Annotated in this window: 14 protein-coding genes; 13 read left to right on the top strand and 1 reads right to left on the bottom strand. The window is 63.6% G+C overall.

Annotation, left to right across the window (positions count from 1 at the left end):
- Positions 1 to 193 precede the first annotated feature (193 nt).
- The 5 genes from K678_RS08165 (at position 194) to K678_RS08145 (ending at position 10,474) form a co-directional block, all read left to right on the top strand.
- Positions 194 to 1,384, top strand: coding sequence for a TIGR03032 family protein (locus K678_RS08165; protein WP_021131986.1), 1,191 nt, complete (start codon positions 194 to 196; stop codon positions 1,382 to 1,384).
- On the top strand, positions 1,381 to 6,666 hold the full coding sequence (locus K678_RS08160; protein ID WP_021131985.1) for an Ig-like domain-containing protein: 5,286 nt from the start codon (positions 1,381 to 1,383) through the stop codon (positions 6,664 to 6,666). The genes K678_RS08165 and K678_RS08160 overlap by 4 nt, the downstream gene beginning before the upstream one ends.
- Positions 6,667 to 6,681: 15 nt before the next feature.
- A complete protein-coding gene (locus K678_RS08155; RefSeq protein WP_021131984.1) occupies positions 6,682 to 8,397 on the top strand; it encodes a TolC family protein in 1,716 nt (571 codons plus the stop codon).
- A gap of 23 nt (positions 8,398 to 8,420) precedes the next feature.
- Positions 8,421 to 9,119: an efflux RND transporter periplasmic adaptor subunit gene (locus K678_RS08150; RefSeq protein WP_231376229.1), complete on the top strand. Its 699-nt coding sequence runs from the start codon at positions 8,421 to 8,423 to the stop codon at positions 9,117 to 9,119.
- Between the two features lie 80 nt (positions 9,120 to 9,199).
- The gene (locus K678_RS08145; protein ID WP_021131982.1) at positions 9,200 to 10,474 is read left to right on the top strand and encodes an efflux RND transporter periplasmic adaptor subunit; all 1,275 of its coding nucleotides are present in this window, start codon (positions 9,200 to 9,202) and stop codon (positions 10,472 to 10,474) included.
- Here the strand turns inward: K678_RS08145 and K678_RS19020 are convergent.
- Complete coding sequence (locus tag K678_RS19020; RefSeq protein ID WP_196802557.1) at positions 10,456 to 11,082, bottom strand: hypothetical protein; 627 nt, start codon at positions 11,080 to 11,082, stop codon at positions 10,456 to 10,458. The genes K678_RS08145 and K678_RS19020 overlap by 19 nt on opposite strands.
- A gap of 130 nt (positions 11,083 to 11,212) precedes the next feature.
- On the opposite strand from K678_RS19020, the gene K678_RS19015 reads away from it, so the two are divergent.
- The 8 genes from K678_RS19015 to K678_RS08105 all read left to right on the top strand — a co-directional run bounded on the left by K678_RS19015 (position 11,213) and on the right by K678_RS08105 (position 17,139).
- Positions 11,213 to 12,574, top strand: coding sequence for an efflux RND transporter periplasmic adaptor subunit (locus K678_RS19015; RefSeq protein WP_196802556.1), 1,362 nt, complete (start codon positions 11,213 to 11,215; stop codon positions 12,572 to 12,574).
- Between the two features lie 2 nt (positions 12,575 to 12,576).
- A complete protein-coding gene (locus K678_RS08135) occupies positions 12,577 to 12,885 on the top strand; it encodes a hypothetical protein (RefSeq protein ID WP_021131981.1) in 309 nt (102 codons plus the stop codon).
- A gap of 196 nt (positions 12,886 to 13,081) precedes the next feature.
- The gene (locus K678_RS08130) at positions 13,082 to 13,873 is read left to right on the top strand and encodes a 2OG-Fe(II) oxygenase (RefSeq protein WP_021131980.1); all 792 of its coding nucleotides are present in this window, start codon (positions 13,082 to 13,084) and stop codon (positions 13,871 to 13,873) included.
- A 12-nt stretch (positions 13,874 to 13,885) separates the two neighbouring features.
- Positions 13,886 to 14,542, top strand: a complete 657-nt coding sequence (locus tag K678_RS08125) for a hypothetical protein (protein WP_021131979.1) — start codon at positions 13,886 to 13,888, stop codon at positions 14,540 to 14,542.
- Positions 14,543 to 14,798: 256 nt separating this feature from the next.
- On the top strand, positions 14,799 to 15,341 hold the full coding sequence (locus K678_RS08120) for a phage tail protein (RefSeq protein WP_021131978.1): 543 nt from the start codon (positions 14,799 to 14,801) through the stop codon (positions 15,339 to 15,341).
- A 39-nt stretch (positions 15,342 to 15,380) separates the two neighbouring features.
- Positions 15,381 to 15,929, top strand: a complete 549-nt coding sequence (locus K678_RS08115) for a phage tail protein (RefSeq protein WP_021131977.1) — start codon at positions 15,381 to 15,383, stop codon at positions 15,927 to 15,929.
- Positions 15,930 to 15,947: 18 nt separating this feature from the next.
- Positions 15,948 to 16,541, top strand: a complete 594-nt coding sequence (locus K678_RS08110) for a phage tail protein (protein ID WP_021131976.1) — start codon at positions 15,948 to 15,950, stop codon at positions 16,539 to 16,541.
- 76 nt (positions 16,542 to 16,617) lie between these two features.
- Positions 16,618 to 17,139: a GNAT family N-acetyltransferase gene (locus K678_RS08105; RefSeq protein WP_021131975.1), complete on the top strand. Its 522-nt coding sequence runs from the start codon at positions 16,618 to 16,620 to the stop codon at positions 17,137 to 17,139.
- Positions 17,140 to 17,172 lie beyond the last annotated feature (33 nt).

The following is a 17,172-nucleotide window of genomic DNA, read 5'->3' as shown; positions in this document are numbered from 1 at the left end:
TATTCGGGCAATTCTGCGCAACGCATCGCGATCTGTCGGTCTGCTATTAAACTGAAGTTTGACGCAATAGGTTTCATTTGAACGCTTTGAGACGCAAAGCAATTTGGGGTAAGGTCTTGGCTTAAGAACTCGTCATACGAGCATTATTACGGGGTTTTGCCCTGGGGATACCGCCCAGGCCAAGGTGAGGTTGATGCCAAGCGATTTGAGCCAAGAGAACAAGGGCACGCTTTCCACGGTGATCTCCCAGGAAAAGTTGCCCAAGCCGACCTTGCTGCCTTCCCCCGACCTTGGGGCGTGGCTGCGGCAGGTTGGGGGAACGCTGGCCTTCACCACCTATCAGACCGCGCGCCTGTTCTTTCTGTCGGCGGACGAGGACGGCCAGACCGTGGCGCAGGAGCGGATCGTCGGCTCGGCCATGGGCATGGCGATCAACAAAAACGCCATGTGGGTCAGCAACAAGGAACAGGTGTGGCGCTTTTCCAATGTCGGCCCGCACACCATCAAGGAGCAGGACTGGCAGGCGGTCTACATGCCGCGCAAAGGCTATTTCCTGGGGTCCTGCGACACCCACGACATTATCCCCAACGCCGTGATCGGCGGCCTGCGCTACGAACTGACCTTCGTCAACACGCTGTATAGCTGCATCGCCGCCATCGACGGACATTACGGCTTCCGCCCTCTGTGGAAGCCCAGTTTCATCACCGCGCTGTCGCCCGAGGACCGTTGCCATCTGAACGGGATGGGCACCCGTGACGGCGAAATCGCCTACGTCACCCTGTGCGGTGAGTTCGACAGCCGTATCGGCTGGAAAGCAACCAAGAGCGGCGGCGGGATGGTGATCGACGTCCGCGACGATTCCGTGCTGTGTCGGGGCCTGTCGATGCCGCACAGCCCGCGCTGGCACAATGGGCGGCTATGGCTGCTGAATTCCGGCGACGGCGATTTTGGCTATCTGGACGGCGACCGCTTTGTGCCGGTCACCCCATGCCCCGGCTTCGCGCGCGGCCTGTGCTTTGTCGGCGATTACGCCGTCATCGGCCTGTCGATGCTGCGCGACAACACCTTCTCTTCGGGGCTGTCGATCAAGGCACGCCTGGAGACGGCGCACATTCCGCAACGCTGCGGCCTGATCATCGTCGATCTCAACACCGGTACTATCGTGCACTGGCTGACCATTCAGGGCGTGGTGACGGAACTGTACGACGTCACGTTCCTGCCCGAGATCACCCGGCCCTACACGCCGGGTTTCTCGGAACCCGAGTTGCAACGCCGGATCGTTCACCTGACCCCCGGCATCTTTCCGTTCGAAATGCCGCGCCCAAAGACCGACCCCGCCGAGGAAGCATCGTCCACGCCCGTTCGGGAAGGAACACAGCAATGACCGCCATGCCCCGCCCGTCCAAGTCCCGTCGTTCCGGCATCTCGTTCCACATCCTGGCGCTGGAACCCCGCATGATGTTCGACGGTGCCGCCGCAGGCGACGTGGCCGACAAGGCGGCTGCTGCCAGCAAGAGTGCAGACACAGCGACTGCGGCAGCCGCCGCGACGACGACCACCGACACCAGCGCCAAAAGCGCGGCGGCGGCGGCCGAGGCGGACAAATCCGCCGCAACGGCAACGGTGGTACGCTGGAACGGTCAGGTGTCCACCGATACCACCGGCACCCGCCACGAAGTGGTGGTGGTCGATACCACCGTCGCCGACTGGCAGACTTTGGTGGCGGGGATCAACCCCAATACCCCGATCATCCTGCTGAAACCCAACGCCAACGGCATGGGCGAGTTGGAAGTGCTGGCCCAGATCATGAGCCAGTACCACGACCTCGACGCCATCCATCTGGTGGCCGAGGGACGGACCGGCGCGATCCTGCTGGGGAAGGAAGTGATCTGGAACGGCGACATGACCGCCGCCAGCCCCTATCTCGCCACCATCGGCGGCGCGCTCAAGGATGGCGGCGATTTCATGCTGTATTCCTGCTCGGTCGCCGGATCGGACAGCGGCAAGGCCTTCATCGACAGCTTCGCCCGTGCGCTGGGCAAGGTCGATGTCGCCGCCTCGACCGACCGCACCGGCCCGACCCGGCTGGGCGGTGACTGGGACCTCGAATACAAGGTCGGTGACATCGAAACCGTGCTGCCCTTTACCCTACAGGGCATGCAGGACATCAGTCATTGCCTGGGCTGCAGCGTGACGGGGACAAACGGTAGCGAAGTTCGCCGCGACAGTGATAACACCTTGCTGGCTCACTATGACAGCTCCGCGCAGGACTGGAGATTCGATTTCGCGGTTCATCTGGTCGATACCCCGACCATGGCGGTCGCGGTCGGTGACCTTCTGAATGGGAACTGGTATATCGGTCCGAACATATCGAGCGATGGCCCGTTCGTTCTTAGTAACATCGTGGAATGCCAGACTCCCGCCAACACCGCCCCCACGGTAACAGCGGGCTCCAGTTCCGCCAGCTACACCGAGAACGGCAGCCCCGTCACGGTGGACAACACCATCACCGTCGCCGATGCCGAACAAGCGGACATCACCGGCGCCACCGCCATCATTTCGGGCAACTTCGTCACCGGCGACGTGCTGAATTTCACCGCCCAGAACGGCATCACCGGTTCCTGGGACGCCGGCACTCACACACTGACGCTCAGCGGCACCGCCACCAAGGCGCAGTACCAGGCGGCGTTGCGCTCGATCACCTTCAGTTCCAGCAGCGATGCCCCGACCAATGCCACCCGCACCATCACCTGGAAGGTGAATGACGGCCAGAGCAGCAACAATTTGTCCACTGGCGTTACCAGCTCGGTATCCGTCACCCCGGTCAACGACACGCCGACGGGAACGCCATCCGTGTCGGGCACGACGCAGGTGGGGCAGACACTGACTGGCAGCGCGGCCTCGGTGGCCGATCTGGATGGCTTGGGAACCTTCAGTTACCAGTGGCAATCGTCCAGCGACGGCAGCACCTGGAACAATATCTCGGGTGCCACCTCGACCACCTACAGCCTGCAATCGGCGGAAAACGGCAAGCATGTCCGCCTGAAGGTCAGCTACACCGATGGCGGCGGCACCGCCGAAACGGTTTACAGCACCGCCACGGCGGCGGTAACGGCGCCGCCCTCGACCACGGTTTCCGTATCCTCGTTGTCGGCCGATACCGGCAGCAGCGGTACCGACTGGATCACCAAGACGGCGGCGCAGACGGTCAGTGGTACCCTCAGCGCCGCCCTGGTGGCGGGGGAAACGGTGCAGGTGTCGTTCGACAACGGCAGCACGTGGCAGAACACTACGGCGACCGCTGGCGACAGCACCTTCAGCTTCATCACCACCTTGTCTGGAACCAACACCTTCAAGGCGCGGGTGACCAACAGCACCGGCAGCAGTACCGCTTTCAGTCACTCCTACACGTTGGACACCACGGCCCCGAGCGCGCCGACCGTGTCCATCAGCGCCGACACCGGCAGCAACGCCTCGGACGGCGTCACAAAAACGGCGACACAGACGGTGACGGTTACGGCGGAAGGCAGTGCGACGTTGGACATCGATTACGGCGATGGCACGGCACATGGTTCTGCCAACGGCAGCCACACCTATACCGCCGACGGCAAATACACCATCTCGGTCACCGCCACCGACGCGGCAGGTAACGTCTCCAGCGCCGGAACCAAGGTGATCGTGGTGGATACCACCGCGCCGACCAACATCACCCCCAGTGTCACCCAGGTGGCGGTGGACGATGCCACCAACGGCGCCACCTTCTGCGCGCTGACCGCCACCGACGCCACCAATATCCCGAGCTTCACCGATGCCTGGACCTATACGCTGGGTGGCACCGATGCCGGAAAGTTCAGCATTTCCGGCGGCAATCTGGTCATCAACAACAGCGGCGGCCTGACGACGGGCAGCTACAGCGTGGATGTCACCGCCACCGACACGGCGGGCAACACCTATACAAAAACCCTGACTCTGAGCGTGGTGTCCGGCCCCAGCACTGCGGTATCGACGGCGTCGCTGTCGGCGGATACCGGCAGCAGCAATACCGACTGGATCACCAAGACGGCGGCGCAGACGGTCAGCGGTACCCTCAGCGCCGCCCTGGTGGCGGGGGAAACGGTGCAGGTGTCGTTCGACAACGGCAGCACGTGGCAGAACACCTCGGCGACCACCGGCGACACCACCTTCAATTTCACCACCACCTTGTCGGGCGCCAACACCTTCAAGGCACGGGTGACCGACAGCATCGGCAGCAGCACCGCCTTCAGCCACAGCTACGCCCTCGACACCACCATCGCGGCCCCGTCCGCGCCCGACCTGAGCGCGGCCAGCGACAGCGGACGCTCCAGCACCGACAACGTCACCAACGTCACCACGCCGACCTTCACCGGCACCGCCGAGGCAGGGGCGACGGTAACCCTGTACGACACCGACGGCACCACCGTTCTGGGCACCACGACCGCCGACGCGACCACCGGGGCATGGTCGATCACGTCCTCGGCACTGAGTGACGGAAGCCATACGGTGACGGCCAAGGCCGTAGACGTGGCGGGCAATGTCAGTGTCGTCTCGTCCGGTTTGGCGGTAACCATCGACAGCTCGGCCCCCGCCGCCCCGTCGGCCCCCGACCTGACGACGGCCAGCGACAGCGGCGAGAATTCCACCGACAACATCACCACCAACACCACCCCCACCTTCACCGGCACCGCCGAGGCCGGGGCGACGGTGACCCTGTACGACACCAACGGTACCACCGTTCTGGGCACCACGACCGCCGATGCGACCACCGGGGCATGGTCGATCACCTCCTCGACGCTGGGTCTTGGCGACCACACCATAACCGCCAAGACCACCGACGCGGCGGGCAACGTCGGTTCGGCCTCGTCCGGCCTGACGATGACCATCGTCACCGGTCCCGCGGCACCGACCGGACTGGCCATTTCGTCCGACACGGGCCAGTCCAATTCCGACAACATCACCAAGATCGCAACCCAGACCATCAGCGGGTCCGGCCCCGCCGGTGCCACCATCCTGATCTACAAGAACGGCGTGCAGGTCGGCAGCGTGACCGCTGACGCCTCCACCGGCAGTTGGACCTACAATACCGGCGCCCTGGCGGACGGAACTTACGCCTTTACCGCCAAGGCCCGGGTGTCGGGCCAGGATAGCGCCGCCAGCACCGCCTTGAACGTCACCGTAGACACGGCGACGCCGACGGCTCCCCACGTCACCGGCATCTCCACCGATGACGGCAGTTCGACCAGCGACGGCGTCACCACCGATCGTACCCTGACCATCTCAGGCACTGCCGAGGCTGGCAGCAAGGTCGAAGTGTTCAAGAACGGCGTATCCCTCGGTATCGTCGATGCCGACCCCACCACCGGGAGCTGGAGCTTCGATTACACCGGAACCGTCCTGGCCGATGGCAGCTATGTCTTCACCGCCACGGCCACGGATAATGCAGGCAACACCTCGGCCACCTCGTCGGGCTTCACCGCCAAGGTGACCACTGACGCCACCGCGCCGGGCGCGCCGACCCTGACCGCGACCGGCGGCGGCACCACGACCGCCTTCAGCGCGACCGGCACGGCCGAGGCCGGGGCCACCGTCAAGATTTACGATGGTGCAACCCTGCTGGGGACCGCCACTGCCGACGGCACTGGCGCCTGGAGCTATACCGGTACCTTGGCAGTGGGCACCCACACCCTGACCGCCACTGCTACCGACGCGGCGGACAACATTTCGGTGGCGTCCGGTTCCGCCACCATCACCGTGACCTCGCCGCCCACTCCACAACCGCCCGCGCCGACCACCACTCCCACCGATCAGGGGACGCCCAAGGAGACCAAGGCGTCCGACACCACCCCTGTTCCCAGCGCGCCACCGGTGACCACGGTTCGCGAACCCACTGTCACCGATAAACCCGTCGACATGCAGACGGTGGTGCGGACCACCTCGATCACCACGCCCAGCGGCTTTGGAGATGCGGGGACCGGAACCGGGGTCGCGACCGGAGCCGCAGCCGGAACAGGCGGTCTTGGCGGTGGCACCACAGGCGGATTCAGCGGCGGCGTGCCTGTGCTGGGCGACACCAGCCGGACAGCGGGCGGGGGCAACACCTTCCAGGTGGCGGTAGCGGCGCGTGCGCCGGGCGGCGGTGATGCCCTGGTGGTCAACACCCGTGTCCCCGATGCGTCGTTCGATGCCGGATCGCGCATTTCGGTGACGGTACCGGGCGACGCCTTCGCCCATACCCGGGCCGACGCCACGGTAACGCTGTCGGCCACGCGGGGCGATGGCGCGGCTTTGCCGGGCTGGATGAACTTCAACCCGCGGACCGGCACGTTCGAAGGTACGCCGCCCCCCAATTTCCGTGGCGAAGTGGTCGTCAAGGTCACGGCGCGTGACAGCGATGGCCGTCAGGTGGTGCAGACCTTCAAGATCGTGGTCGGCAGGGATCAGGGCACCGTCGCCCCAGATCGTGGCCAGGGCCAGCCGGGCGGGCGGTCCGGCGCGCTGCCCGACCAGAGCGGTATCCGCCTGGGCGACGCGCAACCGGCCGGTCGCACCAGCCTGACCGAACAATTGCGGCAAATGAGCTTCAAGGGAGGCATGGCGCGTCACATCGCCATGTTCGAAACAATCACGCGCGGCGACAAGGTCGTGTAGGAAGAGGGGATTGGAATGAAATTGTCCGTGATCCGCGCGAAGCGGTTGCTTGCCTCGGTTTCCGTCGCCGCCTTGCTGTCGGCCTGCGCGGTGACGCCCGAGCCGTTTACCGCCGATCAGATGAAGCAGGACGGGGCCGAGGACCGCAGCGCTATGTTCAAGGGCGGTGATCCCCTGGTCGCCCCGCTGACGGTTTCCGACGCCATCGCGCGGGCGCTGAAGTACAATCTGGACCGCCGCGCCAAGTTGATGGAAGAGGGGTTGGCGCTGGGTCAGACCAAGGTTGACCGCTGGGATCTGCTGCCGAAGCTGACGGCCAATGCGGGCTATAGCCACCGGTCCCAGCCCAACGCCACCGTGTCGCGCGACGTGCGCACCGGACAGGACGGCACCAGTTACAGCTATTCCGCCGATCAGAACCCCATGACGGCTGATCTGGGACTGTCGTGGAACGTCCTGGATTTCGGCCTGTCTTATTTCACCGCCAAGCAGAACGCCGACCGAGCTCTGATCGCCACCGAGCGTAAACGCAAAACGGTGCACAATCTGGTGCAGGAAGTGCGCTTTGCCTTTTGGCGCGCCGCCGCCCACCAGGAACTGAAGGCCGATGTTGAAAAGGCGGTGAACGAGGCCAAGGTGGCGCTGGACCGCGCTCGCACCGTCGAACGCGAGAACCTGCGCGCTCCGGCCGAGGCGTTGCGCTATCAGAAGAGCCTGCTGGAAACCCTGCGCCAGCTGACCGCGATCCAGCAGGAGTTGAGCACCGCCGAGATCGAACTGGCGGCGCTGATCAATTTGCCGCCGGGCAGCAAGCTTGTCCTTGACGTGCCTGCCGAGATGAAGGTGCCGTCCTGGCCCTTAAGCCTGGAGCAGATGGAGGAAAAGGCTTTCCTCAACAATGCCGACCTGCGTGAACAGGGCTATCTGGCCCGCATCGCGGTGGACGACACCCGCAAGGCCATCACCCGCCTGTTCCCCGGCGTCACTCTGAGCGCCAGCCGCCAGTATGACAGCAATACGTTTCTGATGGACAACCATTGGTACGAGGCCGGTGCCAAGCTGAGCTGGAGCCTGATCAATCTGGTTTCGGCCCCCGATACCCTGAACTACGCCGAGACCAACGAGGAAGTGGTCAAATCCCGCCGTCTGGCGCTGCGTATGGCAGTGCTGGCCCAGGTGCACGTCGCCGAACGTCAGTTCCAGAACGCCGTCAGCCAGTACGAGCAGTCGGACGAATTGTGGAAGGTGGACCAGCGCCTGTACACCTTGTCCGAGGTCCGCAGCGCCAACGACGCCCAGGGGATGCTGGAACGGGTGGCTGGCCGCGCCTCGGCCATCGCTTCGCAACTGCGCCGCTTCCAGACCTATGCCCAGGTCGAACAGGCCTATGCCAAGATGCAGGCCAGCATCGGCCAGGACCTGATGCCGGACAGCGTGGCCAGCAGCGACCTCAAGGTTCTGTCGGCGGCGATCGCCAAACGCCTGGAAACCTGGGGTCGGGAAGATCCGGCCCCCGACGAACCGACCGTCGCTGCCACCAAGGACGAAGCCAATAATAATGGTGACGTCCTGTCCAGGCTGAAAACGTGGTTCTCCGCCGAACCGACCGTCGTCGCCGACACCAAGGTCGAGGCCAAGGACAATGGCGCCGCCCTGTCCAGGCTGGCACCGTGGTTCTCCGACGAGGAAGCCAAGGTGGCGGTGTCGACCCAAGCCTCGGCCGCCCAATGAAGGCCTGGGGGGGATTTTTGGCCGTGGCGGTGGTGGCCTGCGAGTTAACCGCCGCCAACGCTCAGGAATTGCGAGCCCAGCTTTCTCCGCACGACTTCACCACCCTGGCCGCCGAGATCGGCGCCAAGGTGGAGAAGATCGCCGTGCGCGAAGGGGACCGGTTCAGGAAGGGTGAGACCCTGATCGCCTTCGACTGTTCCATCCAGCGGGCGCAGTTGGCCGAAGCCCGTGCCGCCCTGGGTGCCGCCGACAAAACTGCGGCCGTCAACAGCCGTCTGCTGGAACTCCAGACCATCGGCAAGCTGGAAAGCGATGTCGCCCTGGCTGAACGCGACAAGGCCCGCGCCAAGGAAAACGCCAGCGCTGCCGTCCTGGGAAAATGCACGATCCAGGCCCCGTTCAGCGGACGCGTGGTTGAACAGAAAGTCCGCGCCCAGCAATTCGTCCAGCCCGGCCAGGCCCTGTTGGACATTCTGGACGATTCCGTCCTGGAACTGGATTTCGTCATCCCCAGCAAATGGCTGGTCTGGCTGAAACCCGGCCACACGTTCCAGGTCGCCATCGACGAAACCGGAAAGACATATCCCGTCAAGATGACCCGCGTCGGAGCCCGTATCGACCCCGTCAGCCAATCGGTCAAGGTCACCGGTGCCATCGGCGGAAACTATCCCGAACTCAGCGCCGGAATGAGCGGAAAGGTCCTGTTAACCCCCCCGCAATGACAATAGCGGGGGGTGGCCCATCGACCGCCCGCCAGCCTATGCTGGCGTCAAAGTCGACGTCCAGCGCCCGAGGACCTGAGATGAACGATCTGATTCACGCCTGGTTGGAGCTGGAGCACCGCCTGCTGGAGGCCAAGCGGCCGGTGGAGGCGGCGTTTTCCGCCGTCAATCTGGGCCATTCTCTGGTGCCTTACCGTCAGGCGGCGTTGTGGCGGCCCGAAGGCGGCGTGGAGGCGCTATCGGGTGCGGCCACCGTCGAACACGGGTCCCCTTATCTGCTGTGGTTGAGCAAGTTGTTCCAGCATCTGGCCGGTAGCCCCGCCCGTATGCTGACCGCCGCTGACCTTCCTGCCGCCTTGGCCGAACCCTGGGCCGACTGGTTGCCGGAACATGGATTGGTGCTGCCCGTCGATGACGGACTGCTGCTGTTCGTGCGCGAAGAGGCCTTCACCCCCCAGGATTTCGCCTTGCTGGAGCGGCTGGCCCTGCTGACCGGCCTGTCGTTGCGGGCCTGGACGCCCAAGCGGCTGCGCCTGCGGTTGCCACGCGGGCGCAAGGCGTGGATGGCTGTCGCCGCCATGGTGATGGCCGCGCTGTTCCCGGTGACCGGCTCGGTCCTGGCCCCGGCCGACAGCGTCGCCGCCCATCCGGTGGTGGTGCGCGCGCCGCTGGATGGAGTGATCGATACCCTGGCGGTGCGGCCCAATGATCATGTGAACGAGGGGCAGCCGCTGTTCGCGCTGGACGCCACCACCCTGTCGGGCCGCCTGGACGTGACGCGCCAGCAACTGGCTACGGCCGAGGCCGAATTCCGTCAGGCCGCCCAGGCCATGGTGTTCGACGCCAAGGCCAAGGCTCAGGTGGCCATCTTGTCGGGCAAGGCCGAGGAAAAGGCCGCCGAGGTTCGGTTGCTGGAAAGCCAGTTGGCGCGCATCGCGGTCAAGGCACCGCGCGCGGGTATCGCGGTGTTCGATGATTCGTCCGACTGGATCGGCCGCCCGGTCACGGTCGGCCAGAAGGTGATGGACGTCGCCGACGAAACCGATACCGAAATCGAGGCCTGGGTGTCGGTGGCCGATGTGGGAGAAGTGCAGATCGGCGGTCCGCTGACCCTGTTCCTCAACACCGCGCCGTTGTCGCCGCTGAAGGCCAGGGTGCGATCCATCGCCTACGAGGCCTCGGCCCGCCCCGACGCCACCGTCGCCCACCGCGTCCGCGCCACCCTGGATGACGGCACCGCCAAGCCCCGTCTGGGGCTGAAAGGAACCGCACGGATCGACGGCGACACCGTGCCGCTGGTGTGGTGGTTGTTCCGCCGTCCGCTGTCGATCGCCCGTCAGTTCCTGGGCTTCTGACCATGGCCGCGCTGGCTCTGCCCACTCTGCGCGACGAACTGTCTGTCCTGCCGGGTCCGGCCGCCGATGACGGTGCGCCGACCTGGACCCTGCACGACCCGCTGGCCAATCGCTATTTTCGTCTGCCCTGGCCGGCCTTCGAAATCCTGAGCCGCTGGCACCTGAAGGACCCGCAGGCGGTGGCGGCGGCAGTCTGCCGGGAAACCACCCTGCATCTCGAGATCGACGACGTGATGGACGTGGTCGAGTTCATGGCGCGCAGCCAGTTGCTGAAGGCCCAGACCGGCACGGACGTCGATCGCCTGATCAAGCTGCATGATGCCAGCAAGACGTCGTGGGCCACGTGGCTGCTGCACCATTACCTGTTCTTCCGGGTTCCCTTGGTCCGGCCCAACCAGATGCTGGACGCCCTGTTGCCCTATGTGCGCTGGCTGGGCGGCGCCGCCTTTCGCTGGGCCACCCTGGCGGCGCTGGTGCTCGGCTTGTTCTTCGTGGTCCGGCAGTGGGACAGGTTCAGCACCACCTTCGTCGATAATTTGTCCGCCACCGGTCTGGTGGCGTTCGGCATCGCCCTCGGGTTCGCCAAGATCGTCCACGAATTGGGCCATGCCCTGACCGCCAAATCCTATGGTCTGCGGGTGCCGACGATGGGCATCGCCTTTCTGGTGATGATGCCGGTGCTGTACACCGACGTGAACGAGGCATGGACCCTGAACGAGCGGCGACGGCGACTGATGGGTGGGGGGCGCGGGCATCCTGTCGGAACTGGCGATCGCTGCCTGGGCCACCCTGGCCTGGGGCCTGCTGCCCGAGGGCTCCGCGCGGGAGATGGCCTTCATCCTGGCCACCACCACCTGGATCAGTTCGCTGGTGATCAACCTGTCGCCGTTTATGCGTTTCGACGGCTACTTCCTGGCGATGGACGCGCTGAACCAGCCCAATCTGCACCCGCGCAGCTTTGCCCTGGCGCGCTGGCATCTGCGCGAAGTGCTGTTCGATCTGGGCGAGCCGGTCCCCGAGGTGCTGTCACCGTGGACGCGCGGCTGGATGATCGCCTTTGCCTGGGCGGTGTGGATATACCGGCTGCTGTTGTTCCTGGGCATCGCCGTCCTGGTCTATCATTTCTTTATCAAAGTGGTCGGCATCCTGCTGTTCGCCGTCGAGATGGGGTGGTTCGTGCTGAGGCCGTTCTGGATGGAATTCGCTGAATGGGGTAAGCGGTACAAGGTCATCCGGACCCGGCCTCGCAGCCGCTGGCCGCTGGCCCTGCTGGTGGTGGCGGTGCTGGTGGTGGCGGTCCCGTGGAACGGCCGCGTATCGGCTCCGGCGATGCTGAAGGCCGAGCGCCATGCCCAGGTCTACACGCCGTCTCCGGCCCGGCTGGCGGCAATTCTGGTGGAGGAGGGCCAGACGGTGACGGGTGGCACCGCCGTCGCCCAACTGGACAATTCCGACATCGACCTCCGGCTGTCGATGACCGCCCGCCGCATCAGCGTGTTGAAATACGAATTGTCATCGATCGGTTTCGAAGACGCCTTCCGCAGCCGGGCCAAGGCCATCGCCGAGGAACTTGAAGGCGTCATCGCCGAGCAGGCAGCATTGCGGGCCGACCAGCGGCGGCTGGAGTTGGTCGCTCCGATGACAGGCAGTGTCGGCGACCTGTCACCGGCACTGCAACCGGGGCAATGGATCAGCCCGCACGACCCGCTGTTGAGCGTCAGCGCAGGGGCCTTGGTCGAAGCCTATGTGGCGGAAACCGACTTGCCCTACCTCTCGGTCGGAGACGAGGCGGCGTTCATTCCCGAAAGCCGGGCCGCCCGAATCACCGCCCGCGTTGCCGCCATTGATCGTGTCGCGGTATCCACCCTGACCGAACCGTCCCTGGCCGTGCCCTATGGCGGCAGTATTCCCGCCCGTTTCTCCGACAAGGCGCTGATACCCGACACTGCCGTCTATCGGGTACGATTGACCCTGGACGGCGTCAGTTCGGTCACTGTGCCGTTGCGCGGAAAAGTCCACATCGCTGGAATCCAGCGATCCTTGCTTGGTCACGTCTTTCAAAGTGTTGCCGCCATCCTGATCCGTGAATGGGGAATGTAACCATGCGCAAACCCAACACACTTGCTTCCCTCGCTCTGCTGGCCCTGCTGGCGGCAACGCCCGCCCTGGCCCAGTCGAGGTCCTTGGACTCCGCCGACATCGCCGTGCAATCGGCCCGGCTGGAAACTCTGCGCGCCCGCGCCGCCATGACACCGTCGGTTACCACCAACGCGACCCTGATCGAGGCCGAGAGCCTGCTGCGCCAATTGCGTCAGGCCCCTACCGAGAAGCGCCAGGCCCTGAATTCCCAACTCGACGCCGCCCTTGGCCGCCTTGATCTGGAGATCGACAGCGCCAGCCGCTTCCGCTGAGTCCCGCCTCTCTGTCAGATCGCGCCCTGGTTCCACCAGGGCGCGATTGCTTTGCCGTCTCTTGCGGGTGCACAGCCTGTCTGCTGCGTCTTTATTGTGAAATTTAATTGGACATATAAACCTGAAGTGGTATCCATACCGATGGCATGTGTTTAGACATACTGTCGTCCATATCTCCGCTTAAGAGGGGGAGAGCATGAAAGTCACATCCCTGCTGGATGGCATCACGGCGGCCGACATTCAGTTGGACCCGTATCCCCATGTCTTCGTTCCCAACGTCCTGGACGCCGACACCGCACGGGCGCTGAGTGACAGCTTTCCGCCGTTCTCCAGGATCGGTTGGGAACATGGCGGGCCGCCGCCCAGCAATTCCCGCTACCAGTTATCGGCATCGATAATGAACCGGTTCGACGACACCCCCGAGGTGTGGAGGGACTTCGCGACGCTGCACAGCTCGCCGTCCTTTTTCGAGCAGGTGGTGGCTTTATTCCAGGATTATTGGCCCGAGGCGCTGAAGCAGGCTTTGGGCGGATCGCTGCTCGGCCATTCCATGGGGCGCATCATGGAGCACAGCTTCGAGGAATGCCGCATCCTCCAGGATGCCCGAACCGAGATCAACACGCCGGTCACCAAGGGTCCCAGTTCGTCGCGCGGTGCCCACCTGGACACCCCGAACCGGCTGTTCACCTGTCTTTACTACCTGCGCAGCCCCGAAGACGATGCCGTCGGCGGCGATCTTGAGCTGTTCCGGTGGAAGGGCGAGCCGCACGCCAACATCGAATGCTACAACCTGCCCGCCGACACGGTCGAAATGGTGAAGACCATTCCCTACCGCGCCAACCAGATGGTGATCTTCCCGCAGGGCATCAACGCCGTGCATGGCGTCAGCATCCGTCATCCGACCCCGCACACCCGGCGCTATGTGTTCATCAGCGCGGAAATCCGCGAGGATTGGCTGAAATCGCCCACCGCCGCCCAGGCGGCATAACGGATTCCGGCCATGCGCCTGTTCGTTCACGGCATGCAATCCAGCGGCGCCACCGCTTTCACACTGTTCCTGGCCCAACGCCCGGATTGTCTGGCGCTGGTGGACATTCCCAACAATTTTGCCGCGCCGCGCATCGGCCGCACGCTGACCAAGGATATGGTGGTCAAGGCGGTGATCACCACCGCCTATCCGGCCGCCGTACACATGGAACGGTTCCGCCCCGACCGCACCATCCTGCTGTTGCGCGATCCGCGCGACAATTACCAGAGCCTGAGCAGCAAGACCTACCGTAACTATTCGGGTCTGATGGACGAGAAATTCGTCCTGCTGGATCAAATCTTCGCCGATCGCGCTAATTTCGACGCCGTCATCCATTACGAGGATTTCGTCGCCCGCTCGCCGCAAATCATCGACACGGTCAACGCGCTTGGCTGGGCGGTCGATGAAGGGCATTACACATATACCCGCCGTCACGACGAATTTTTCGCCGCTCTGCTCGAAGACCTGCCAGACCTGTACCAATCGATGGAAATGGTCTTCGGCAACGTTCGGGGAAAAGAGGTTGATGCCCGTTTTCGCGACAAGCCGCACGACGAAGACCTGGAGCGCCGCCTGAGCGACCTGTGTCCACGATTGTTGGACCATTACAAGAAACGGACAATACCGTGAAAAGCGCTCCCCGGCGGATTTCCTCGGAAACGCCGGTTCTTCAAGGCACGATCTCCCTCGACTGAAGAGAAAGAACGCTTTTTGTTGCGGCCGCTAAATCAATGCGCGAACCGATATTCGGTATTTTAGTTAAATAATCGAACAACCTTATTTCATCAAACTCCGCACTGTGGCACACTTTAGGTAGATGATTGACGCGTCTCTCTCGCCTTAATCGTCTTCATGTCGATCTGCAACCTCGATGCGGAGGTCTGTTATGGGAGATTGGTTCCTCGGAGAAATCCGTCTTTTCTCAATGTCCTGGAATCCCCAGGATTGGCTGTTGTGTGATGGCAGCATTCTGCAGATTTCTGGCAACCAAGCATTGTATTCCTTGCTCGGGACCACCTATGGGGGCGATGGGAAGAACACTTTTGCCCTGCCCGATCTGCGGGGCCGGACCATTGTCGGCACGTCCATGAGCGACGCCACCTACCAACGTGGCAAGGCAGGAGGCAGCGAAACGGTGCCTCTGACCCAGGCGCAGATTCCCCAGCATCAGCATGACTTTATGGCGGCCGCGAGCGCGGGGACCGTCACCGCTATTGGCGCGGGCGTCACCATCGCCACGGTTTCGCCGACCACACCCGTTCCGCAGGCGCCCGCCATCTTCACCAATCAGGTCAGTTCTCCAAAAACCAAGCTCAATTCCGGCACGATCGGCGTGACCGGCTCCGCGGATGGGCATCCCAATATGCAGCCATCACTGGTTCTCAATTACTGCATCGCCCGTTCCGGCATCTATCCGCCCCGCAACTGAGCGAGCCGATGGCGTAACGACATCTGTTGGAGATTGACGATGAGTGATTATTTCATTGGTGAAATCCGGATGCTGGCGATCCCGAACGGCAAGCCGCCGCTGGATTGGCTGTTGTGCGACGGCGCGGTGTTGAATATCAGCCAGTATCAGATGCTTTACTCCTTGATCGGCACTACCTATGGGGGCGATGGGATCACCACTTTTGCCCTGCCCGATCTGCGGGGCCGCTTGCCCGTGGGACAAGGGCACGGCACGAACCTGACGAACCGTGGCATCGCGCAAACTTTCGGTTCGGAGCAGGCAATCGTTACCCCTCAGAACCTGCCCCCGCATAACCATACCTTCAACACCTTGAACGTCGACGCGAACACCGCGACCGTTTCCCAGGGTGTCGCCTTCGCCAACACCACGTCGCCGGCGCTTGGATACCTGAAGGACGGCTTGGGCACGAGCAGCACCGCTGTAACGTTGGACAATGAATCCGTGGGCAACGTCGGCGGAGGTCAGGGCCACAACAACGTCATGCCCTGCGCTACCGTGAACTTCGTCATCTGCTGGCAGGGGCTGTACCCGCAGCGGTCCAACTAACGGAAGGAGCAAAACATCATGGATGCCTTTGTCGGCGAAATTCGTTCCTTCGCGTTTAGCTTCGTCCCCGAAAACTGGCTCCCCTGCTTCGGGCAGATCGTCAATGCCAGGCAGTATCAGGCGCTTTATGCCTTGCTCGGCACCACCTATGGCGGCAGCGCCCAGAACCTGACCTTCGGTCTGCCCAATTTTCAGGGCAGGGCCATGATCGGCATGGGGAGCGGCCCCAACCTGACTCCCCGTGTCATGGCGAAGACGTACGGCACGTCCACCGAAACGTTGAGTAGCACGGCGTATCTGGCGCCGCACAGTCACGCGCTCAACGCCATGGTGTTGACGACAGGATCGAACGTTCAGGCCAACGCCCTGGCGGCGCCGGTCGCGGGTTCGTCCTGGTTGTCTCAACTCGGCCTGCTCAAGGATGCGACGCATTACAAGTATGCGAAGCCCTATTTGCCGAACTCGACCGCCGATACCCAGTTCTCGGCACAGACCATCGATCCGGCCTGCGGGAACTCCTCCGGTGGGGTCGATCCGCACAACAATCTCCAGCCCTATCTGTGCATGGTCGTTTGCATCTGCTGGAACGGCATCTTCCCGTCCTATAATTGATCCCGGACGCTTCCATGGGTGGGGGGCCGCAAGGCTCCTCATCCATGGTTGTTTGGCTTATTCCAAAGGACTGCCCGTGCTGCCTCTGAACATTCCCTTCATCGACCTTGCCTTGCCGCAAAGCTGGCAGGAATGCGGTATCGCCCTTCGCCCGCGCCGGGATGAGGACGAAATGTTCATGCGGGAACTGTTCTTTTCCGTGCGCGCTCCCGAATTCGCCGTGATGGGCTGGTCGGAATCGGCCCTGCGCGACTTCCTGGCCGGTCAGTCACGAATGCAAAACCGCCATTACGCCAACGTCTATCCCAATGCCGTCAATCTGGTGGTGACCCGGCAGGGCACCGCCATCGGCAGAGTGATCCTTTACCCCAGCCCCGGTGATATCCGCGTGGTGGACATCGCCCTGCTGCCCCAATGTCGCGGCAGCGGGTTGGGTTCGGCGCTGCTGGATGCGGTCAAGCAGCAGGCCAAGGCATCCCGCACCAGCATCAGCCTGTCGGTGGACCTGAACAATCCGGCGCGGCGGCTGTATCTGCGCCAAGGATTCGTGCCGGTCGGCGACAACGGTATTGCCCAGGAAATGCGCTTGCCTGCGTAGGAGGGGGAGGCCTCGTTGACGAGGTTGCGACCA

Source organism: Magnetospirillum fulvum MGU-K5, from assembly GCF_000442515.1.
Taxonomy (GTDB): domain Bacteria; phylum Pseudomonadota; class Alphaproteobacteria; order Rhodospirillales; family Magnetospirillaceae; genus Phaeospirillum; species Phaeospirillum fulvum_B.
This window is presented reverse-complemented; position numbering and strand designations above follow the sequence as displayed.